Annotated in this window: 18 protein-coding genes and 2 pseudogenes; 13 read left to right on the forward strand and 7 right to left on the reverse strand. The window is 59.6% G+C overall.

Translation table 11 applies throughout. The features are described 5' to 3' along the window. Window positions 1–81: 81 nt before the first annotated feature. Entirely contained in the window at window positions 82–723 is a 642-nt protein-coding gene (locus ACI48J_RS04435) for a cell wall hydrolase (RefSeq protein ID WP_405081896.1), read from the reverse strand. Between the two features lie 472 nt (window positions 724–1,195). Between ACI48J_RS04435 and ACI48J_RS04440 the strand changes: the two genes are divergently transcribed. Further along, window positions 1,196–3,532 carry a UvrD-helicase domain-containing protein gene (locus tag ACI48J_RS04440; RefSeq protein ID WP_405081898.1) on the forward strand — a complete coding sequence of 779 codons (2,337 nt, stop codon included), beginning with the start codon at window positions 1,196–1,198 and terminating at the stop codon, window positions 3,530–3,532. 411 nt (window positions 3,533–3,943) lie between these two features. On the opposite strand, the gene ACI48J_RS04445 is transcribed toward ACI48J_RS04440, so the two are convergent. Then, a complete protein-coding gene (locus ACI48J_RS04445) occupies window positions 3,944–4,450 on the reverse strand; it encodes a cupin domain-containing protein (protein WP_405081900.1) in 507 nt (168 codons plus the stop codon). Window positions 4,451–4,665: 215 nt separating this feature from the next. Beyond that, window positions 4,666–5,385 carry a 3-ketoacyl-ACP reductase gene (locus ACI48J_RS04450; RefSeq protein WP_405081901.1) on the reverse strand — a complete coding sequence of 240 codons (720 nt, stop codon included), beginning with the start codon at window positions 5,383–5,385 and terminating at the stop codon, window positions 4,666–4,668. Window positions 5,386–5,604: 219 nt separating this feature from the next. Here ACI48J_RS04450 and ACI48J_RS04455 point away from each other — a divergent pair, with 219 nt between their 5' ends. The 6 genes and pseudogenes from ACI48J_RS04455 to ACI48J_RS04480 all read left to right on the forward strand — a co-directional run bounded on the left by ACI48J_RS04455 (window position 5,605) and on the right by ACI48J_RS04480 (window position 12,847). Next, window positions 5,605–6,450, forward strand: a complete 846-nt coding sequence (locus ACI48J_RS04455) for a glycosyltransferase family 2 protein (RefSeq protein ID WP_405081903.1) — start codon at window positions 5,605–5,607, stop codon at window positions 6,448–6,450. Window positions 6,451–6,582: 132 nt separating this feature from the next. Then, a pseudogene (locus ACI48J_RS04460) lies at window positions 6,583–6,939 on the forward strand (NTTRR-F1 domain); the annotation flags it as partial. 322 nt (window positions 6,940–7,261) lie between these two features. Further along, the gene (locus tag ACI48J_RS04465) at window positions 7,262–8,503 is read left to right on the forward strand and encodes a hypothetical protein (protein WP_405081905.1); all 1,242 of its coding nucleotides are present in this window, start codon (window positions 7,262–7,264) and stop codon (window positions 8,501–8,503) included. A gap of 27 nt (window positions 8,504–8,530) precedes the next feature. Continuing rightward, entirely contained in the window at window positions 8,531–11,239 is a 2,709-nt protein-coding gene (locus ACI48J_RS04470; RefSeq protein WP_405081906.1) for a hypothetical protein, read from the forward strand. 18 nt (window positions 11,240–11,257) lie between these two features. Further along, window positions 11,258–11,878 carry a hypothetical protein gene (locus ACI48J_RS04475; protein WP_405081908.1) on the forward strand — a complete coding sequence of 207 codons (621 nt, stop codon included), beginning with the start codon at window positions 11,258–11,260 and terminating at the stop codon, window positions 11,876–11,878. Window positions 11,879–11,995: 117 nt separating this feature from the next. Next, window positions 11,996–12,847, forward strand: a complete 852-nt coding sequence (locus tag ACI48J_RS04480; protein WP_405081909.1) for a hypothetical protein — start codon at window positions 11,996–11,998, stop codon at window positions 12,845–12,847. Between the two features lie 37 nt (window positions 12,848–12,884). Here the strand turns inward: ACI48J_RS04480 and ACI48J_RS04485 are convergent, their stop codons facing one another. Then, window positions 12,885–13,100, reverse strand: coding sequence for a hypothetical protein (locus ACI48J_RS04485; protein ID WP_405081910.1), 216 nt, complete (start codon window positions 13,098–13,100; stop codon window positions 12,885–12,887). Between the two features lie 172 nt (window positions 13,101–13,272). Further along, a complete protein-coding gene (locus tag ACI48J_RS04490) occupies window positions 13,273–14,673 on the reverse strand; it encodes a hypothetical protein (protein ID WP_405081911.1) in 1,401 nt (466 codons plus the stop codon). Window positions 14,674–14,860: 187 nt separating this feature from the next. Between ACI48J_RS04490 and gcvH the strand changes: the two genes are divergently transcribed. After that, entirely contained in the window at window positions 14,861–15,253 is a 393-nt protein-coding gene (gene gcvH / locus ACI48J_RS04495; RefSeq protein WP_009673270.1) for a glycine cleavage system protein GcvH, read from the forward strand. 217 nt (window positions 15,254–15,470) lie between these two features. Here the strand turns inward: gcvH and ACI48J_RS04500 are convergent, their stop codons facing one another. Then, on the reverse strand, window positions 15,471–16,634 hold the full coding sequence (locus ACI48J_RS04500; RefSeq protein WP_405081913.1) for a glycosyltransferase: 1,164 nt from the start codon (window positions 16,632–16,634) through the stop codon (window positions 15,471–15,473). Between the two features lie 311 nt (window positions 16,635–16,945). Here ACI48J_RS04500 and ACI48J_RS04505 point away from each other — a divergent pair, with 311 nt between their 5' ends. Further along, window positions 16,946–17,689 carry a YheC/YheD family protein gene (locus ACI48J_RS04505; protein ID WP_405081915.1) on the forward strand — a complete coding sequence of 248 codons (744 nt, stop codon included), beginning with the start codon at window positions 16,946–16,948 and terminating at the stop codon, window positions 17,687–17,689. A 25-nt stretch (window positions 17,690–17,714) separates the two neighbouring features. After that, window positions 17,715–18,107: an aspartate 1-decarboxylase gene (panD, locus tag ACI48J_RS04510; protein WP_405081916.1), complete on the forward strand. Its 393-nt coding sequence runs from the start codon at window positions 17,715–17,717 to the stop codon at window positions 18,105–18,107. Window positions 18,108–18,189: 82 nt separating this feature from the next. Here the strand turns inward: panD and ACI48J_RS04515 are convergent. Further along, window positions 18,190–18,341, reverse strand: a pseudogene (locus ACI48J_RS04515) (manganese catalase family protein); the annotation flags it as partial. A 78-nt stretch (window positions 18,342–18,419) separates the two neighbouring features. Here ACI48J_RS04515 and solA point away from each other — a divergent pair. The 3 genes from solA (at window position 18,420) to ACI48J_RS04530 (ending at window position 20,589) form a co-directional block, all read left to right on the forward strand. Then, window positions 18,420–19,550 carry an N-methyl-L-tryptophan oxidase gene (gene solA, locus ACI48J_RS04520; protein ID WP_405081918.1) on the forward strand — a complete coding sequence of 377 codons (1,131 nt, stop codon included), beginning with the start codon at window positions 18,420–18,422 and terminating at the stop codon, window positions 19,548–19,550. Window positions 19,551–19,677: 127 nt separating this feature from the next. Continuing rightward, complete coding sequence (locus tag ACI48J_RS04525) at window positions 19,678–19,863, forward strand: KGG domain-containing protein (protein WP_009673287.1); 186 nt, start codon at window positions 19,678–19,680, stop codon at window positions 19,861–19,863. A 234-nt stretch (window positions 19,864–20,097) separates the two neighbouring features. Further along, window positions 20,098–20,589 (forward strand): FixH family protein, encoded by a 492-nt coding sequence (locus ACI48J_RS04530; protein WP_405081919.1) that lies wholly within the window; start codon window positions 20,098–20,100, stop codon window positions 20,587–20,589. Window positions 20,590–20,598: the final 9 nt, after the last annotated feature.

A 20,598-nucleotide genomic window follows, 5' to 3' on the forward strand; every position in this document is an offset into this window, starting at 1 on the left:
AACTTTGCGTGGTCGGGGCAAAGTTGGCTTTTTAGCGTGCGGGGACCTGTGTAGGTGATGCCCTGTATGATGAAAGCTCGATCAGTTCGTGAAGACGTGGTTTCCGATCACGGCCGTTTGCGGACGCGATTTGCTCCAGGACGAAGTGGCGACGTCCGGATTGTAGTAAAACAGCGCGCCCCCGGTCGGGTCGGAGCCGTTCAGGGCGGCGCGTGCCGCTTTGTAAGCCGTTTCGCTAGGCTTCAGCGAGTACTGGCCGTCACGGATGGCGGAAAACTGTCCCGGCTGGTGAATGACGGCCGGAATGGAATCCGGGAACTGGTTGGACTGCACGCGGTTGATGACAACGGCGCCGATCGCAACCTGCCCCTGATAGGACTCGCCCCGGGCCTCGGAATAAATGATGCGCGCCATCTGCTCCAGAGCGTTCTGCTTCGGCACGGCCGCCTTTTCCAGCTTGCCGAGGGTCTTCGAGTCGGCTTCGCCGTCGACGGGAAGTCCGTAAGCGCGCTGGAATTTTTTCACGGACTCCGCGGTTTTCATTCCGTAGTAGCCGGTGACGCCCGCGTCAAAGTAACCGAGCGCGTCAAGCCGCTCCTGCAGGTCCAGAACGTGCTCGCTCTGGGTTCCCGCGGCCAGAGACATGGCCGAGGCTGACGGGGCCGCGCTGACAAGGCCGATGGCGCATGCGGCGGCAGATAATAATATAGGCATTTTTTTCATGGGTAAAGGAAAACCTCCTCTTGTTTTTATGACCACGTTTTGTGTACGTGCGATAGGGACTTGAGGGCCTACGATGGTCATCAAAAGCTTCCGCCCACGCTTATCGGCGGCTGCAGGGGAGTGACAGAGGACCGGCTCGATTCCGGCTTGTCCTTTATACTGTTCGGGGAGTTTGACCGAATTGTTTCCGTAGGAACGAAAAAAATGGATAGGCGATCCAGTTTTAAAAAGAAAGAGACCCACAGCAACGGGCTGCGGGTCTTAAGATTTATTTATTAAAAGGGGGTCGAGTTTTAGTATAGAGCTTTTATATTAAAGGAAGATGAAAACTGGATTGCAGTTCTGTTACAAATTGTTATCGGAATGTATTCTCATCGCCCGCGGAATGGTATAGTTCTAGAAGAGCTTCACAACAACGCTTGCACAGAGCAGCTTAGAGGTTAAATAAGACAGAATTTGAAGGTGAACGGTTTTGAGTCAGGCTCCTTTTTACACCGTGCCTCCGGGTACGGGTCACACGAATATTCCGCAAGCCGTCATGGCTTCCGTACATACAAGCAGGGAACTGGTCCCGGACGGGGACCGGGACGCTTTTTACTTCCGCCGCCTGGAGGCGCAGGGCATAGCCCTGAACGAGCCGCAGATCCGGGCGGTGAGACACTTCGAAGGACCGCTGCTGACGCTGGCGGGCGCCGGTTCGGGCAAAACGTCCGTGCTCGTCTGCCGGACGGGGTATTTGCTCGCGGTGCGCGGGATCCGGGCGGCGGGCATTTTACTTGTCACGTTTTCCAGCAAAGCCGCGGCCGAAATGAGAGAACGCATCGCCGCGCTGCCGGGAATAACGGCCGAGGAAGCTTCCCGGCTTCAAGCGCGGACGTTTCACTCTTTTTTTCTGCGGGTCATCAGGAGCCAGGGCGTTCAAGATGAGATTTTTAACGAGACGCGCAGGCAGCACATCCTGCTCAAGCAGATTATGCGGGAGCTGGGCATCCCCGATACGTATCAGCCCGAGACGCTTCTGACGCTGCTTTCCTCCTATAAAATGAACCGGACGGAGCTTCAGGACCTGCCGCTGCAAACGAAGGAAGAAAAAGAAATCCGGAGCATTCTGATCCGCTATGAAGAGTGGAAGCGGGCCAACGCCAAAATCGACTTCGACGACGTGCTTCTCCGGGCGCACCGTATGCTGAAGGAGAACGAGAGCCTGCTGCGCTCGCTGCAAAATCGTTTCCAGTATGTCATGGTAGACGAGTTTCAGGACACGAACGGCATCCAGTACGAGCTTATCCGCATGATTGCGGCGCCGCAGAACCATTTGATGGTGGTCGGGGATGACGACCAGACGATTTATTCGTTTAACGGGGCGCGCAGCGAATTTATTCTCCATTTTGAAAAAGAGTTCCCGTCCGCCAAGGTGATCACGCTGGCGATTAATTACCGCTCGGGGGCATCCATCGTCGGTCTCGGGAACGAAATCATCCGGCACAACAAGATGCGGCGGGTGAAGACGCTGAAAGCCGCGAACGCGGGCAGTGCCCGGCCTCAATATATCCGGCCCCTGACGACCGACGAGGAAGCGGAAATCGTCCTCACCCGTATCCGGCAGGATGTGGAGCAGGGAAGACGCAGTTACGGGGACTTCGCCGTGCTTTACCGCTCCGCAAGCAACAACCGCGCTCTGCTGGAGCAGCTCGTTCTGCGGGACATCCCCTATATCGATTACGGGGACGGGCAGCTGCTGTACGAGCATTGGCTGATCAAGCCCGTTCTGGATCATATGCGCCTGTCTCTGAACCGCCGCGACTTCGAGGCGATGGAGGGGGTGCTGCCGTCCCTGTACATCAACCGCGAGCACGGGATGGCGTATATCCGCCGGCAGGAGGCCCTGCAGCCGAAGAAAGGGCCGCTGGTCCATTTGCTGTCGATGCCGGACAAGAAGGACTTCCAAATAGAGAAGATCCAGACAAGGCTGGAATTGATCCGGGAGCTGAAAAAGCTGAAGCCTTTGGATGCGATCCGCAAAATGCGCGTGCAGTTCTACGACGCCTACGTCGAGACGGACGGGCGGAAGCAGCCGACCCAGCACAAGGAGATGCTCAAAGAGATGCTGGACGAGCTGGAAACGTCGGCGGAACGGTTCCGCACCACGGCCGAGTTCGTCCTGTTCGTGGACGATGTGCTGTCCCGGAGCAGGCAGAGCGGCCGCCATCTCTCCGAGGAGCAGGGCGACCGGGTCGCATTGATGACCATTCACCGTTCGAAAGGGTTGGAGTTTCCGGTCGTCGTCCTGATCGGAGCGTGCGAGGGCAGCTTGCCCCACAGCTCCGTACTGGACCCGAAAGCGGCGGACAGCGCCGCCGATCTCGAAGAGGAACGGCGCCTCGCCTACGTGGCCGTTACCCGGGCCCGCGAGGAGCTCATCGTAAGCTCGCCTTCCCTGTACAGGGGAAGAAAGGCGGGCGTCTCGCGGTTCGTCGTGTCCGCTTTTACGGGGCGGAGCGGCGATTCGCCGGCTTCCGGCCGACGCGAGCAGCCGTCCTCCGGCAAGCGGACCGTCACGGCGGTGAGCCGCACCGCACCGGCGTCCGGCAGGGCACCGGAGCGAAGCGCACCGGCCGGGCCGGTACGCACGGAGACGGTGCCCGCGTGGCTCTGCACCGGGCCGGGCTGCAACGCCTGGGTGCGGATCGCCGCCGGCGAACACGCCGCGGGCAAGGCATCCGGTGCGCCGGCGAAGGCCTGCCCGCTGTGCGGGGCGCCGATGACGGCGGGCCGCCGGGAAGCGGCCGTGCGCACGGCCGGTCGTTGAGGGCGCTGGCTTGGAGCCCGCTGTCGGGCCGGGCTTGTCCGGTGAGCGGGCACGACTGCGCCGAGCGGGCACGACTGCGCCGAGCGGTCACCGTGCCGTCCGGACTGCCGGGCAGCGGCCGTTGAAGGCACGGCTTGGAGCCCCGCTGCGGGCTGGGCGGGCCCGGCTCGGCGAACCGCCTGCCGCTGACGGGCGGGATCGCCCGGGCTGGCTCCGCTGCGCGTGCCGAAGCCTACGGGCTCTGCGGTCAGCGTCCAAGCCGCTCGTACTCGGCGGAAATGGCTGCCGGAGCACCGTCGGCGCGTCGCTAACGGCGATTGCGACACTCCCACAATCCAGCCGGAATCGCACATGCCCGCACACTGCCTAATAAAAAGAACGGACCGGCATTCCATACCCGGTCCGTTCTTTTTATGTCCACAAGCGGAGGAGCGGCCCCTCCTCACCGAAAACCGGATCGGTCTCCGGCACGGGAACGCTGCCGATCTTTTCCCGGATGGCGGGAGTTACGCTCTCGTTCTCTTTGTGAAGGTCGGGCTCCGCGCCGCCCGGATAGGCCCCTACGATCTTGAAGTCGGGGCTGCCGGACAGTTTTTTGTGTCCGGTGCCGGCAGGCAGCACGACCACATCGCCGGTCCTCAGCTCTACCTGCTCGCCATGCTCGCCGCCGAGCCGGATTACCGCGCTTCCGCTAATGACGCCGAGCACCTCGTGCGCGTTGCTGTGGTAATGATGGTAATCGAACACGCCGTTGGTCCAGCTGTTCAGCCAGTTATGCCGGTTAAACAGCCTCTCCGTCTGCTCCGCATTTTCCGAGAAAACCCCGCTGTACAGAAGCACGGGCAAACGGGGATGGTTCGGAATCGCGCCGTCTTCTTTGAAAAAAAATGTTTTCACATCCATGTCCGCTGCACTCATTTAAAGCTCCCTCCCTAAATCGACCGTCAAAATTAACTCTTGAAATTACGGGACTAAATTGTTGACCCTACTTATAGTTAACCTTCCCGCTATTTTTTTAATACGCGAAAATAAACCAAAAAACCTCCTCCGTTTTGGAACGGAAGAGGTCTTGTTGCGAATTGCGCTTTAGGGGCTGCCCGGTCGAACTCCCGGAAAAGCTTTGAAACCGGCCGTTACTGAGGATTGGTTGTCCAGATTCCGGCAGTCTTGATGAATACGCGCGGAGGAAGCTTCAGCGCGGCGGTAATCAGCTCCGCTACGTCTTCCGGCTGCATCATCCGGTCTTCGTCGCCGATTTTAAGACCTGCATTGCTCGCCAGATCGGTATTGACGGTGCTTGGCGTAAGCGCCGTTACGCGGATGTTGGATTTGCGGACTTCCTGCATGAGCGCCTCGGTCAGACCGAGGACCCCGAATTTGGAGGCACAGTAAGCCGATCCGGTCGCAAAACCGCGTTCTCCGGCCGTAGAGGCCACATTAATGATATTTCCGCTGTTTTGCTGGATCATGCCCGGCAGGACGGCACGCGTCACATAGTAGGTTCCCATGAGGTTGACCTGAATAATGCGCTCCCACTGTTCGGGGTCCATATCCGCCACCGTGCCGAATTGGGCGATTCCCGCATTGTTGATCAAAATATCAACATGGCCGAGCTCTCCGGTTAGGGAGGAAATAGTCTGCTGCACTTCGGATGGTTTCGAAATATCGGCGGAAGCATAGAAAACGTTGACTCCGTAAGTACCGGAAAGCTCTTTCTGAAGGGCTTCCAGGTCCGCTGTGCTTCTGGCCAGAAGACCGAGGTTAACGCCTTCTTTGGCAAGCGCGGCCGCGGCCGCTTTGCCGATTCCTTTGCCGGCCCCGGTAATGATGGCCGTTTTGTTCTTAAGCTCCATGCGTGTCTCTCCTTTATTCCCTTGAGGGGTCTTTGGTCTCATTGTTAAGTTACCATAATAGTTACAGTTTATCAAAACCGGCCGAACCTATTTTTCGGGTTAAAAAGAGGGCTTCTTTTCGGAAGCTTTTTTTTGTACGGATGTTTGTTTTTTTCAAGACCCAAGCTGTCTCTTATCCGCGCACATATTCTAGCAGGAATCCGAAAAAGGAGTGAGAGAATGGGAGCTTTAACTTCGATTATTATATTGACCCGGAACGGGCTGAATCATACCCGGGCTTGTGTGGAAAGCGTACAAAAGTACACGTCTTTGCCGTACGAATTTATCTTTGTGGATAACGGATCGACTGACGGAACTTTGGCTTATTTATCAACTGTACGGAATGCTACCGTGCTTGCCAACTCTGTGAATAAAGGCTTTGCCGGGGGCTGCAACCAGGGAATCCGGGCGGCCAAGGGAGATTACCTGCTGCTCCTGAACAACGACGTCGTCGTGACGGAAAAGTGGCTGGAAGGGCTGCGCGGCTGGCTCGATTGGGACCGGACCATCGGCATCGTCGGACCGGTTTCCTGCAATGTGGCGCCGATTCAGCGGATTCAGCCGGACCCTTATGAGACCATGGACGAGATGCAGCGGTTTGCGCGCAAGTGGAGAGAGCAAAACATAGGCATGGGATTTTATCCGCACCGGCTGATCGGTTTTTGCATGCTATTTCATAAAAAACTGATTGAAACCATTGGAGGATTCGATGAGCGATTTTACCCCGGCGGTTATGAAGATGACGATTTTTGCCTTCGTGCCCGGCTTAGCGGAAAAATTTTGTGGGCTGCCTGCGACGTTTACGTGCATCATCACGGTCACGCGACTTTTACGGCGAACGGACTCGCCTGGAACGAACAAGGCCTCTACAATGCGGAAATATTCCGGAATAAATGGAATTTGGAAGTTTCTGCGGTCGAACTGGAAAAAACGGGCTACAATCCGAGCCGCATCGTCGAGAAGGTTAAAACCTTTTGCCCAGAAAAGCATTTCGTGCCGTTAGGTGAAGAAGACGGCTTAGCGTGAGCCCGAATTTTTTTACACAGGATAACTCTACAAACCAACTACTTTGGCAGTTCATAGATTAATAGAGGAGGTGAGGTTATGACTGTTTTATTTAACAATTTGATTCAAAACGGCGGCTTCGAGCTGGGAAGCATGGATTCCTGGGGAGCTTATAATGCCGTTGCGGTGAGTACAAATCCCAAGGTCGGGGCAAATGCTTGCCTATTGACGGGAGGAAATGTCGGAGCGGGGATCGTTCAAGCGGTCTTCGCTTTGCCGGGAGAAAGCTATGCGGTGTCCGCTTCTTTTGCCAAAACGGGCACCGGTACGAGTCCGCAAGTTAACGTAACGCTGGCTTACTACGATTCCTCGTATTTGTTTATTTCGAACGGGGTAGCCACCACGATCCAGCAGGGAACCCTTCCCGATGTGGCAACCGGATCCTGGAAAATGCTATATGAGGTAACCGGCGCGGTGCCTGCGAATGCGGCCTATGCCTCTTTTCTGGTGACTCTTTCGCCTTTGCAAAATTCATCGAACGTGCTGCTGGACGAAGTGGTTGTCATGAATGCAAGCGCATCGGGAGCCACGGGCGCGACAGGGGCAACGGGACCCGCAGGTCCGACCGGCCCGGCCGGCCCGGCTGGAAGTACGGGAGCGACGGGAGGAGTAGGGGCGATAGGAGCCACGGGAGCCAATGGAGCGACAGGCGCGACCGGGCCGACTGGAGCAGCAGGGGCAACGGGGCTGACTGGAGCGACTGGTGCAACCGGGGCCGATGGAGCGACAGGTGCGACCGGAGCCAATGGAGTGACAGGTGCCACGGGAGCCGATGGAGCCACGGGTGCCACCGGGCCGACTGGAGCCACAGGAGCAACGGGGGCCGACGGAGCCACGGGTGCGACCGGAGCAGACGGGGCTACAGGTGCGACCGGGCCGACTGGACCGACAGGAGCAACGGGGGCTGATGGAGCGACAGGAGCAACGGGAGCTGACGGAGCTACAGGAGCAACCGGAGCAGACGGGGCAACAGGTGCGACAGGAGCAACCGGAGCCGATGGAGCGACAGGTGCGACCGGGGCTGACGGAGCGACAGGTGCCACGGGAGCCGACGGAGCTACAGGAGCAACGGGGGCCGATGGGGCGACAGGAGCAACAGGTGCTGATGGAGCGACAGGTGCCACGGGAGCCGATGGAGCGACAGGTGCTACCGGAGCCGATGGAGCAACAGGAGCAACCGGGCCGACTGGAGCGACAGGAGCAACCGGAGCTGATGGAGCGACAGGTGCGACTGGGGCTGATGGAGCGACAGGAGCAACGGGGGCCGATGGAGCAACCGGAGCAGACGGGGCAACAGGTGCAACGGGGGCTGATGGAGCGACAGGTGCTACCGGGCCGACTGGAGCGACAGGAGCAACCGGAGCCGATGGGGCTACAGGTGCCACGGGAGCAGATGGAGCCACAGGAGCAACCGGGGCCGATGGAGCGACAGGAGCAACGGGAGCCGATGGAGCAACAGGTGCAACGGGGGCTGATGGAGCGACAGGTGCGACGGGGGCTGATGGAGCGACAGGTGCGACGGGGGCTGATGGAGCGACAGGTGCGACGGGGGCTGATGGAGCGACAGGTGCGACTGGAGCTGATGGAGCGACAGGTGCGACGGGGGCTGATGGAGCGACAGGTGCGACTGGAGCTGATGGAGCGACAGGTGCGACGGGGGCTGATGGAGCAACAGGTGCAACCGGAGCCGACGGGGCCACAGGAGCAACCGGAGCCGATGGAGCGACAGGAGCAACGGGAGCTGATGGAGCAACAGGTGCCACGGGAGCTGACGGGGCTACAGGTGCCACCGGAGCCGACGGAGCGACAGGAGCCACGGGAGCTGATGGAGCTACAGGTGCAGCCGGGCCGACTGGAGCTACAGGAGCAACGGGGGCTGATGGAGCGACAGGTGCAACCGGGCCGACTGGAGCGACAGGAGCAACGGGGGCTGATGGAGCCACGGGTGCCACCGGGCCGACTGGAGCCACAGGAGCAACGGGAGCTGACGGAGCGACCGGAGCAACCGGGTTGACTGGAGCTACAGGAGCAACGGGGGCTGATGGAGCAACAGGTGCGACCGGGGCTGATGGAGCGACAGGTGCGACGGGGGCTGATGGAGCGACAGGTGCGACGGGGGCTGATGGAGCGACAGGAGCAACAGGGGCTGATGGAACGACAGGTGCCACGGGAGCTGATGGAGCCACGGGTGCCACCGGGCCGACTGGAGCGACAGGTGCGACCGGGGCTGACGGAGCAACTGGAGCCGACGGGGCTACAGGAGCAACTGGGGCTGATGGAGCAACAGGAGCAACTGGGGCTGATGGAGCAACAGGAGCAACTGGGGCTGATGGAGCAACAGGAGCAACTGGGGCTGATGGAGCAACAGGAGCAACTGGGGCTGATGGAGCGACAGGTGCCACGGGAGCTGATGGAGCGACAGGAGCAACCGGGGCCGATGGAGCGACAGGAGCAACGGGAGCTGATGGAGCGACAGGAGCCACGGGTGCTGATGGAGCGACAGGAGCGACTGGAGCTGATGGAGCAACAGGTGCCACGGGAGCTGACGGAGCAACAGGTGCCACGGGTGCTGATGGAGCGACCGGAGCAACCGGAGCCGACGGAGCAACAGGTGCTGATGGAGCGACAGGTGCCACGGGAGCCGATGGAGCGACAGGTGCAACCGGAGCCGATGGAGCAACAGGAGCAACCGGGCCGACTGGAGCAACAGGAGCAACGGGGGCTGATGGAGCGACAGGAGCAACCGGAGCCGACGGAGCAACAGGAGCAACCGGGCCGACTGGAGCCACAGGAGCAACCGGGGCTGACGGAGCTACAGGCGCCACGGGTGCTGATGGAGCTACAGGTGCAACAGGTGCGACAGGTGCCGATGGTGCGACAGGTACCGATGGTGCGACAGGTGCGACCGGGGCTGATGGAGCGACAGGTGCGACCGGGGCTGATGGAGCGACAGGAGCAACGGGGGCTGACGGAGCCACAGGAGCAACCGGGGCTGACGGAGCGACAGGAGCAACGGGAGCCGATGGGGCGACAGGTGCCACGGGAGCTGACGGAGCAACAGGCGCCACGGGTGCCGATGGAGCCACAGGTGCGACCGGAGCCGATGGAACGACAGGTGCTACGGGGGCTGACGGAGCTACAGGTGCAACCGGAGCCGATGGAGCGACAGGTGCCACGGGAGCTGATGGAGCAACAGGTGCGACCGGGGCTGATGGAGCAACAGGCGCGACCGGAGCCGATGGAGCAACAGGTGCTACCGGAGCTGATGGTGCGACAGGTGCAACCGGAGCTGATGGAGCGACCGGAGCAACAGGAGCTGATGGAGCGACAGGTGCGACCGGGGCTGATGGAGCGACAGGTGCTACCGGGGCTGATGGAGCGACAGGAGCAACCGGGGCTGACGGAGCGACAGGAGCAACGGGAGCCGATGGGGCGACAGGTGCCACGGGAGCTGACGGAGCAACAGGCGCCACGGGTGCCGATGGAGCCACAGGTGCGACCGGAGCCGATGGAGCGACAGGCGCTGCGGGTGCTGACGGAGCGACAGGTGCGACCGGGGCTGACGGAGCTACCGGTGCAACCGGGCCGACTGGAGCAACAGGAGCAACCGGGGCTGATGGAGCGACAGGTGCCACGGGAGCTGATGGAGCTACAGGAGCAACGGGTGCTACCGGAGCCGACGGGGCAACAGGTGCCACGGGGGCTGATGGAGCGACAGGTGCGACTGGGGCTGATGGAGCGACAGGAGCAACGGGGGCCGATGGAGCGACAGGTGCGACCGGAGCTGATGGAGCGACAGGAGCAACGGGGGCTGATGGAGCCACAGGAGCAACGGGGCCGACTGGAGCGACAGGAGCAACGGGAGCTGATGGAGCGACAGGAGCAACGGGAGCTGATGGAGCCACAGGAGCAACGGGGCCGACTGGAGCGACAGGAGCAACGGGAGCTGATGGAGCGACAGGAGCAACGGGAGCTGATGGAGCGACAGGAGCAACGGGGCCGACTGGAGCAACCGGAGCCGACGGAGCGACAGGAGCAACGGGGCCGACTGGAGCAACCGGAGCCGACGGAGCAACAGGAGCAACCGGGCCGACTGGAGCCACAGGAGCAACCGGGGCTGACGGAGCTACAGGCGCCACGGGTGCTGATGGAGCTACAGGTGCAACAGGTGCGACAGGTGCCGATGGAGCGACAGGTGCGACCGGAACTGATGGAGCGACAGGAGCAACGGGTGCCGATGGAGCGACAGGAGCGACCGGAGCTGATGGAGCTACAGGAGCAACGGGAGCCGATGGAGCAACCGGGGCTGACGGAGCCGATGGAGCCACAGGTGCTACCGGGGCTGATGGAGCGACAGGAGCGACCGGAACTGATGGAGCTACTGGAGCAACGGGAGCCGATGGAGCTACAGGAGCAACGGGGCCGACTGGAGCAACAGGCGCGACCGGAGCCGATGGAGCAACAGGTGCCACGGGTGCTGATGGAGCGACAGGAGCAACCGGAGCCGACGGAACAACAGGTGCAACCGGTGCTGATGGAGCTACAGGAGCAACGGGAGCCGATGGAGCAACCGGGGCTGACGGAGCTACCGGTGCAACCGGGCCGACAGGAGCAACAGGAGCAACCGGGGCTGACGGAGCTACAGGAGCAACGGGAGCTGACGGGGCTACAGGCGCCACGGGTGCTGATGGAGCAACAGGAGCAACGGGAGCTGATGGTGCGACTGGTGCAACCGGAGCCGACGGAGTGACAGGAGCAACGGGAGCTGATGGAGCGACAGGTGCCACGGGAGCTGTTGGTGCGACAGGAGCAACTGGAGCCGATGGAGCAACAGGAGCAACCGGGGCTGATGGAGCGACAGGTGCCACGGGAGCTGATGGAGCTACAGGAGCAACAGGTGCGACCGGAGCAACGGGGCCGACTGGAGCAACCGGAGCCGACGGAGCAACAGGAGCAACCGGGGCCGACGGAGCAACAGGAGCAACGGGAGCCGACGGGGCTACAGGAGCAACCGGGTCGACTGGAGCAACAGGCGCGACCGGAGCTGATGGAGCAACAGGAGCAACTGGGGCTGATGGAGCGACAGGAGCAACGGGAGCCGACGGAGCAACAGGAGCAACCGGGGCTGATGGAGCCACAGGTGCCACGGGAGCCGATGGAGCAACAGGTGCCACGGGTGCTGATGGAGCGACAGGAGCAACCGGAGCCGACGGAGCAACAGGTGCAACCGGGGCTGACGGAGCTACAGGATCAACGGGCGCTGACGGGGCTACAGGCGCCACGGGTGCTGATGGAGCTACAGGATCAACCGGAGCCGATGGAACGACAGGTGCGACCGGAGCAGATGGGGCAACAGGTGCAACCGGAGCTGATGGAGCTACAGGTGTGACGGGGGCCGATGGAGCAACAGGAGCAACCGGGCCGACTGGAGCTACAGGTGCCACGGGGGCTGACGGAGCGACAGGAGCAACCGGAGCTGATGGAGCTACAGGTGTGACGGGGGCCGATGGAGCAACAGGAGCAACCGGGGCTGACGGAGCGACAGGAGCAACCGGAGCCGACGGAGCAACAGGAGCAACCGGGGCTGACGGAGCTACAGGAGCAACGGGAGCTGACGGGGCTACAGGTGCGACCGGAGCAGACGGAGCAACAGGAGCAACCGGAGCCGATGGAGCGACAGGTGCGACAGGTGCCGATGGTGCGACAGGTGCAACCGGGCCGACTGGAGCGACAGGAGCAACGGGTGCCGATGGAGCGACAGGAACGACCGGAGCTGATGGAGCTACTGGAGCAACGGGAGCCGATGGAGCCACAGGTGCAACCGGGGCTGACGGAGCCACGGGTGCAACGGGAGCTGACGGAGCAACAGGTGCGACCGGAGCCGATGGAGCCACAGGTGCGACCGGAGCTGATGGAGCCACAGGAGCAACGGGGGCTGATGGAGCAACAGGAGCAACGGGGGCTGATGGAGCAACAGGAGCAACGGGGCCGACTGGAGCAACAGGAGCAACGGGAGCCGATGGAGCCACAGGAGCGACCGGAGCCGATGGAGCCACAGGAGCAACGGGAGCCGATGGAGCAACAGGAGCAACCGGAGCCGATGGAGCCACAGGAGCGACCGGAGCTGACGGTGCGACAGGAGCAACGGGGGCCGACGGAGCCACAGGACCTACCGGGCCGACTGGTGCCACAGGAGCCGACGGCACAGCGGGAACCGGCCTCACCTCGTTTGCCAGCCGGAGAAATACGGGAGGGACAACGGTCACCGCAGGGGGACTGGTTCCGTTCAACACGGCAGGCGTCCAATACGGCACGGCTATTACGTTCAGTCCGACCGAGCCGACGACGACTTTTCTGATCAACGAACCGGGCTATTACCGGGTAAGTTTTCTCATCTATACGGGAACGCTCAGCCTGCTGTCTTCGGTGTCCGCAAGTTTCAGCGGGACGGCAGTGCCGCAGCCGAGTGCCACGGTATTTTCACTGGAATTGGCGGGAGGCGTATTGACAGGCGATCTGCTCTTCCAGGCGGTAACGGCGGGAAGCCTTACGGTTTCCGTGTCCGGTTTGACGTTAACGCTCAGCGGTACGGGAACGAACGCCCAGATCACGGTGGAAAAATTGGATTAACCCGCGTTCGCTTTCTTTTCGAGGCTCTCTGTCTTGCGGCAGAGAGTTTTTTTCAGCGCAAAAATCCTCGGAAGGAAAATTGGCTTACCGCCTTTTCTCCCTCTGAGGATTCTGTTTTCCCGGATAGACTTAGGGGTGTATACGGCTATCTTTTTACTTATATTCCCCGATCAAATAGTTGTAAAAAGGCTCGTCGACCCAGAACCGGTAAGACTCAACTTTGGTAGACGGGCTGATTTTGCGGATACCCTCCGCAATGGCTTCAGGCTTGTCGGCCAGGGAAAAGGTTTGGGCATAGTAGTGGCCCTTAGCGATTTTATTGTTGGCAATGACTTTGTAATCCGGCAGCTCGGTCCGGGAATAATACAGCGGCTGCCACCAAGAATGAGCAATAAGGCCGCCCTGGTCTTCACTGTTCTTCTTGGCGTATTTCAGGACGATTTCCTGGAACCGGTCCTTTTGCCCGGCTGTCGCGAACTCGAATGAAAGGTCATACTCCTTGGCATAGGCTATGTAGTTCCCGTTGTCGATCTGCACGACTTTGTAATCGTCGGTTTGAACAGGCTCGCCCCATTCTTTCAAGTAAATAAAAGCGGAGGTTTTCGGCTCCAGCTGGACGCGGGCATCGATATCTTCACTGCGTAGGAGTCCGATTAGCTGAAGGGCGTGGTCAATCTCGCTGTGTCCGTATGTAAGGGAACGCGCGCTGTCAAAGCGAGGCGTATACCGGTCGTCTTTTACGTTGTAGCCGGTAATCAGATCGGTTTGCAGCGCTTGGTCCACGATGGATTGCAGTTCGGGCTGCTGGATCAGGTTTTGCGTATTCCATGCGTCGCGTACCTTGCGGAGAATGCCCGGATCGGAGACCCGGCCCAGCTCATGCTTGTACAGGCCCTGCAGTTTCAGCACGCGTCCGAGCAAAATTTCGGCGTAAGAGGCGGAAGCGGGCTCGTTACGCTGAAAAGCGCCGTGCAGCCCGGCGGGCAGAAGCTCCGTATCCGCGGCTGCGGCGAGTTCCTGGGCGGCCTGCGGCGTCAGCTGCGGGATTTCGTCGTCCGCATGAAGCTTGGCGAGCGAACGTGCCGTTTTCTCGGCGGGATAGGTATAGGCGAGCTCTTTTAAACCGGCTGCTTTCACGGCGATGTACACGGCCATGCTCTGGGTGAGGGGCTGATCTCCATCGAGCCGGTCTTGGGTGAGGATTCCTTTTTCGTACAACGCGAGAGCGGATTTGTAATAGGGACTGCTTTCCTTAATGTCCTGAAAAGGATTCGGTTTGTTTGACGGCGGCTCCAGGTTAAGAACAGCGGCCAGAGCCTTAACAAAGTCGCCCTTTGTCGGTGCGGACGGCAATGTATAGCCGAACTGGTCTTTCAAGAACTGCCGGTATTCCTCGGATAAAAGGGTGGTTTGCTCCGCCGTCCGGAGAGCGGCAGCTGCCGGAACACTCGCTCCTTGCCCGTAAGCAGGCCCTGACCACACCGTTAGAAACAGAGCGCCTGCGGCAAGGAAAGAGCCGAACCGGGGCGCGTTAAGCCGTATAGATACGTTCACGGAATGAACCCCTTTCTTAAATTAATTTATTCCAATCAGAAAAGTAGGAATTTATCAGGATGGTATCACCCTTTAAATAAGCTGTCAATACAACGAAAGAACTTTGCCCGCTCCCGGCTTGACTTCGCCGTTTTCATTCGGGTAAGCTAAATTTATTAACGGCAGTCAAAAGTGAGGCGGTAATAACGTGAGCGAAGTAAAATCCGGATTGTTATACTCCAAAGAACACGAATGGGTCGAAGTGCTTTCCGATACGAAAATCCGTGTAGGCATGACCCCTTTTGCACAAGAGCAGCTTGGCGACATTGTATTCGTCGAACTGCCGAAAACGGGCGCTTCCGTCAAAGCCGACGACATGCTGGGCAGTGTGGAATCGGTCAAAACGGTCTCCGACCTGATTAGTCCCGTTATCGGAACGGTCGCCCGGATCAACGACACTCTGGAAGAATCTCCGGAGCTGGTGAATACGGACCCTTACGGCGCAGGCTGGGTGGCGGAAATCGACATTTCCGGCAAAGAAGCCTTGGACGGGCTTATGACCGCCGATCAGTATCAGGCTTATATCGTTTCGGAGCAGTAATCGTTTGCCTCTCCGAGCTGCGGCACCCTGCCGGAATTTTCCGGCAGGGTGCTTTTTTGCAAGACGAGTGAATTCACCTCTCAAACAAAGACGTTCCCGGTCCGCTTCCGGCCCGGGAATGTCTTTTTGCTGTTGCGTCAGGCGATTGTTGGCTGGGCGCGCCCGATGCCTTATAGGCTCCTGCACGCGCCCTCCGCTTTCACGCGCCGTCCCGGCCTCAACGCCGCCTTTTGGAGGCGATCGTCTTCTCGATGGCTCTTTTCATCGCGTGTCCGGCGCGCGTCCATGTCCACCGGCTCATATCCTTGCGCCCCCGGAGTCCCTTCCGCCTGCACAGCCCCGGATGCTCGTAAGCGCGTCTCATCTGCTTTTTCAGCGAGCCGAGATCCGGCTCCGCCCAAAGCTGTCCCTTCTGCGCAAACAAGTGGCGGAAGGAGCGGGAGATCGCTTTCTTCATACCGGCTGCGGGCGGTTTCAGCTTATATGGGACGAGAAAGGAATTGGCCTTTGTCACAAAGTCCATGTGACCGCCCCAGCCTGTCGCGATGACCGGAGTTCCGCTGGCCAGCGATTCCAGGAACGGCAGGCCGACGCCTTCTCCGCGCGTGGGAAGCACGAACGCATCGCCTGCGGTATAGACTCCCCGCACCGTACGGGGGCTGGTCGGGCCGGTCAGGAGATGGAGGGGGGCCGTCTTGTGCCGGATTCCCAGCCTTTTTTTGTAGGCCGCGATGCGGCCGCGGATCCATGCGCCCGACTCTTTCGAGCTGAATGCGCTCGTTTTGATCAGCAGCGCCGCGCGGTCCCTGGCGGAAAATTCCTCCCAGAAAGCCCTGAGCAGGGTTTCGGGATTTTTGCGGTGCTGGAAGGTGAAGACGGAGACGAACAGGAAGACGCCTTTTTTTTTCACGGCCAGCTTCTTGTTCCGGGGTTTAAACGTGCGGCAATTCACTCCGTGCGGAACGATGTATACGGGGACGCGGACGCCGCTTCTTCTCATGGCGGTTCTGTTCTGCACGGACGGCACGCAAACGGCGTCGAACCGATTAATGCTTGGGAGCCAGTTCCGGGGGATTTTCGTCGTCTCCCAGACCGCATTCAAGATAAGATAGTCGTACTTTTTTCTCGCTTGCGCGATATTCAGAGTATGCGGCAGGCGATGGTAAACCAGCACCTTCGGCTTCCTGCGGACCAGAGGCCTGCGCGCCAAGGCAAGCATGAGCCTTTTGGATGGGGTAGAGAGGGACGAACGCCTGCGCGTGGGGGTTACTTTGACATGAACGCCCAACCGGTGCAGCGCAAGCACATATTCACGGCCGGCAGTTCCGATTCCGTTGTCGCCCAGCACGGGCCCGTTCCATATGACTTGATAATGACTCACCGTTATCCATCCTTTTTCACAGATTAGGCAAAAAAATTCTTTATATGTTCTCTCTTTCTATAGAGGAGTTCCGCTTCGCCGTGACAGCTGAAAGCATTACTTTAGTTTACGGAAGCCGTTCAGGCTTTGAAACGGATAAGAAACTATTTTGCCCTATCACTTGAAGGCTCTTTCCCGATCTTTGAAAAATAGAGTCGGCTGCACAGCGGCCGCCGGAACAGACGCCTTTTCCATCCGGTACCCGCTCTCATATATATAAAGGAGCGGTCTATGAAAGAAATTCTATCAGGATCGGAAAGGTGGCCGAGAGCATGGCGGTTCCCGCGAGGTTTAACAAGTGGTCCAAATACAAGTTTATGAGAAACGCCGACGGGCTTGTCCCTCATCTGCCGGCAACGAGTCCGCTGTCGGAACGTTCCTTCCGGGAAATGTCGAAGCGGTACGGCCGGGTCGTTGTCAAACCCGTTGGCGGGATGCAGGGGCAGGGCATTTTCCATGTGTCGGGCCTGTCGGACGGCCGGTACGAAGTACAGCATGAAAACCGCAAGATCAAGCTGGGGGACAGGAGGAAGACTTACGCTTTTCTGAGTAAGCAAATCGGTTCTCAAAGCTATATCGTCCAGCAGAGTATCGACCGGGCGACGGTCGGGGAGAGGGCTTTCGATCTGCGTGTTATCGTTCAGCGGAAAAAAAATTCGCGCCGCTGGATCGTTACCGGACGGGTGGCGAAAGTCGTGGGCAGCGGCTATTTCGTTTCGAACACATCCAGAAAGGGCAAGCTCCTCCTTCTGGACGAAGCGCTCGGCCGCTCCTCGCTTCATAAGCTGTCCCGGACAGCGCTGCGGGAACGGATCGATCAGGTCGCTCTCGCATGCGCGAAGACGCTGACGGAACATTTTCCGAGGCAGGTCATTTACGGTATTGATATCGGGCTGGACAAGCGCGGAAATGTGTGGATTTTCGAAGGGAATTTGTATCCGGCCATGTCTCATTTCGTGAAGCTTAAAGACAAAACGATGTACCGCCGCATCAAGGCTTACGGCGAAGGCCAGTAAAGAACGAGGAAAGGGGACGCGCGGCATGTTCAGAACGATGATGAAATCCAAGCTCCACCGGGCCACCGTTACGGAGGCCAATCTGAACTATGTAGGAAGCATCACGATCGACGAAGAGCTGATGGAGCTTGCGGACCTTCTGCCCAATGAAAAGGTTCAGATCGTGAACATTAACAACGGATCTCGGATGGAGACGTATACGATAACGGGTCCCAGGGGATCGGGATGCGTCTGTCTGAACGGGGCGGCGGCAAGGCTTGTGCAGCCGGGCGATGTCGTCATCATTATTTCCTATGCGTTAATGAGCGAGGAAACGGCGGCGGATTATGCGCCCAAAGTGGTTATTTTGGAAGAAGGCAACAAAGTTGCGTATGATCGTTACACGGAAAAACACTCCACCGTGCCGGATCCTTCCTGACAGGTCCTCCTTGCGGTGCAGTTGAAAAAGATCCCGAAGACTCTTCCGGAGCAGCCTGCCGGAAGGGTCTTCGGGATTGCCGTTATAACCCTGCGGAGCGCTGAAGACGCCGGGCGATTTTCAGAAATCTTCCGTGGAGATGCCGGGCGCAAATTCTTCGGGAACTTCCTCCGAATCCGGAACGGGACCCGTATGCTCCGGTATTCCCTCGATAACTTCAATAGGAAGGCCGTCTCCTTCGCTGCGCATTGACACCTTCTCAGGCGGGGTGCTAACGTCAAGATAATGAAGAGGGAGGAAGGAGACACCGCCATGCGCACCCGTTACGACGTGATCATTATCGGAGCCGGCTCGATGGGCCTGAGCGCCGGTTACCGGCTTGCATCAAGCGGCGTGCAGACGCTGCTCCTCGATGCGGGCAATCCCCCGCACGAGGAAGGCAGTCATCACGGGGAGACGAGGCTCATCCGCCATGCTTACGGCGGAGCCTCCGCATACGTGCCCCTTGCGCTGCGCGCCCAGAAGCTGTGGGAAGAGCTGGAGCGCCTATCCGGCGAGACGCTGCTGCGGCCTACGGGCGTGCTGAACGTGAGCCGCGAAGAGACGGCCAACCACCGGAGCAAAATCGCCAACGCGCGGCGGTACGGCGTTCCGCTGGAGGAGCTGGATGCCGCCGAAATCCACCGGCGGTGGCCGGGCTTCTCCCTGCCGGAGGGCTGGAGCGGCCTCTACGAGCCGGACGGCGGGGTGCTGCTCAGCGAAGCCTGCCTGCGCGTCTACCGGAGACTGGCGCTGGAAGCGGGCGCGGAGCTGCTGACGGATACGCCCGTCCGGTCCGTGCGGCTGGACGGCGGCGAAGCGTCCGTGACGACACCGGCCGGAACCTTCACGTCCGGCCGTCTGATCGTCACGGCTGGAGCCGCGGCCGCAGGTATCCTGCCGGGCCGGCCGCTTCCCGTGACGGCGGTCCGCAAAACGGTGGCTTGGTTCCGGTCCGACGGCGGGCGGTACCGGTCCCCCGGCTTTCCGGGCTTTACGGTCCATACGGGGCAGGGGGAATTTTACGGGTTTCCCGACTTCGACGGTTCGGGAGTCAAGGTAGGCCGGCACGATGAAGGGATTCCCCTGAGTCCCGGGGAGCCGAAACTTCCTTTCGGGAGTGAGGCCGGGGACGAAGAAGAACTGCGCGCCTTTATGGAAGCGTATCTGCCGGGCGCCTCGGGTGCGCTGCTGCAGGGCAAGGTCTGCCTGTACGAACGTACGCCGGACGAGGATTTTATCATCGGACGGCTGCCGGAGCATCCCCATGTGAGCGTTGCGGCGGGCTTTTCCGGACACGGGTTCAAATTCGCGAGTGTCGTGGGCGAAATTTTGCGGGATCTGACCGTCGATGGAAGGAGTTCTCTGGATCTGGCTCCTTTTTCGCCGGAGCGGTTCTATTGATTTTAACCAGTGTATTACCCGTTTTCCGTTTCGGAATCTCTCATCCGGGTAAGTAATAGACGTAGGCGGCAGTTAAACAAGACTTCCTAAGAAGCCTGCAAATTTACCGTTTGAGGAGTGGATCATCATGGCTGACAAAATGTCTCGAGAAGAAGCAGGACGCAAAGGCGGAGAAGAAACCGCACGCACGCACGACAAAGATTTCTACCAGGAAATCGGACGTAAAGGCGGCGAATCCCGCGGAAACGACAGCGGCAGAAGCGATGGCAAGATGAGCCGTGAAGAAGCGGGAAGAAAAGGCGGACGCAGTTAAGACGATGAACGTGATCTCGATATATAAAAGGACTTGCAGCCCCCGGTTGTAAGTCCTTTTGGCGTGCGGATTAAACCGGCTCGCGCCGGATTGTTCACGGAATCGTTACAAATAGGGCCCAGGTGAGCTATCCCTCTTTTGCAGGCATCCCGGTATAATAGGTTTGATTGACGGGAAAAAATGAAAGCAGCCGTAAAGGCATCAGGCCATGCAGTTTAGGGGGATTGAACATAAATGAATGCACATAAACAGGAAAATTCAGCCGGTCGTTCCGGTTTGAAATTAACATTCAGGCGCAGGAGTGTCGGCACGGCCGTTCTTCTGCTGGTGCTGACAGCGGCGCTTGCCGGCTGCGGTTCGGGAGGCGGCGGACATGAAGGGCACGGAGGTCAAGGCGCGGGCCAAGGGGCGCTGGATACGCTGAATCCGATCGAAGCCAAAGTGAAATTGCCGGCGGAACCGGTTAAAAAAGGGACGGAAGCGGCGGTTGAAGTCACCGTCACCCAGGATGGCAAGCCGGTGGACGATGCGGACGAGGTTCTTTTCGAAGTATGGAAAGAAGGTGCCCCGGACGACAAGCATGAGAAGATTAAAGGAACCCACGGCAAGGACGGCTTGTACACCTTGAAGAAGAAATTCGACGAGCCGGGAACGTATCTGATTATTTCCCACGTCACGGCCAGAACGATGCACACGATGCCGCAGGTGAAGCTCCGGGTGGAATAGCCCGGCATC

Source organism: Paenibacillus chitinolyticus, from assembly GCF_045038035.1.
GTDB lineage: Bacteria > Bacillota > Bacilli > Paenibacillales > NBRC-103111 > Paenibacillus_F > Paenibacillus_F chitinolyticus_A.

Coding starts and splice junctions, on each gene's coding strand:
- ACI48J_RS04435 (WP_405081896.1), bottom strand. CDS start 723: ATGAAAAAAATGCCTATATTATTATCTGCCGCCGCATGCGCCATCGGC.
- ACI48J_RS04445 (WP_405081900.1), bottom strand. CDS start 4,450: ATGAGTGCAGCGGACATGGATGTGAAAACATTTTTTTTCAAAGAAGAC.
- ACI48J_RS04450 (WP_405081901.1), bottom strand. CDS start 5,385: ATGGAGCTTAAGAACAAAACGGCCATCATTACCGGGGCCGGCAAAGGA.
- ACI48J_RS04455 (WP_405081903.1), top strand. CDS start 5,605: ATGGGAGCTTTAACTTCGATTATTATATTGACCCGGAACGGGCTGAAT.
- ACI48J_RS04465 (WP_405081905.1), top strand. CDS start 7,262: ATGGAGCCACGGGTGCCACCGGGCCGACTGGAGCCACAGGAGCAACGG.
- ACI48J_RS04470 (WP_405081906.1), top strand. CDS start 8,531: ATGGAGCAACAGGTGCGACCGGGGCTGATGGAGCGACAGGTGCGACGG.
- ACI48J_RS04475 (WP_405081908.1), top strand. CDS start 11,258: ATGGAGCGACAGGTGCCACGGGAGCTGTTGGTGCGACAGGAGCAACTG.
- ACI48J_RS04480 (WP_405081909.1), top strand. CDS start 11,996: ATGGAGCAACAGGAGCAACCGGGGCTGACGGAGCGACAGGAGCAACCG.
- ACI48J_RS04505 (WP_405081915.1), top strand. CDS start 16,946: ATGGCGGTTCCCGCGAGGTTTAACAAGTGGTCCAAATACAAGTTTATG.
- panD (WP_405081916.1), top strand. CDS start 17,715: ATGTTCAGAACGATGATGAAATCCAAGCTCCACCGGGCCACCGTTACG.
- solA (WP_405081918.1), top strand. CDS start 18,420: ATGCGCACCCGTTACGACGTGATCATTATCGGAGCCGGCTCGATGGGC.
- ACI48J_RS04525 (WP_009673287.1), top strand. CDS start 19,678: ATGGCTGACAAAATGTCTCGAGAAGAAGCAGGACGCAAAGGCGGAGAA.
- ACI48J_RS04530 (WP_405081919.1), top strand. CDS start 20,098: ATGAATGCACATAAACAGGAAAATTCAGCCGGTCGTTCCGGTTTGAAA.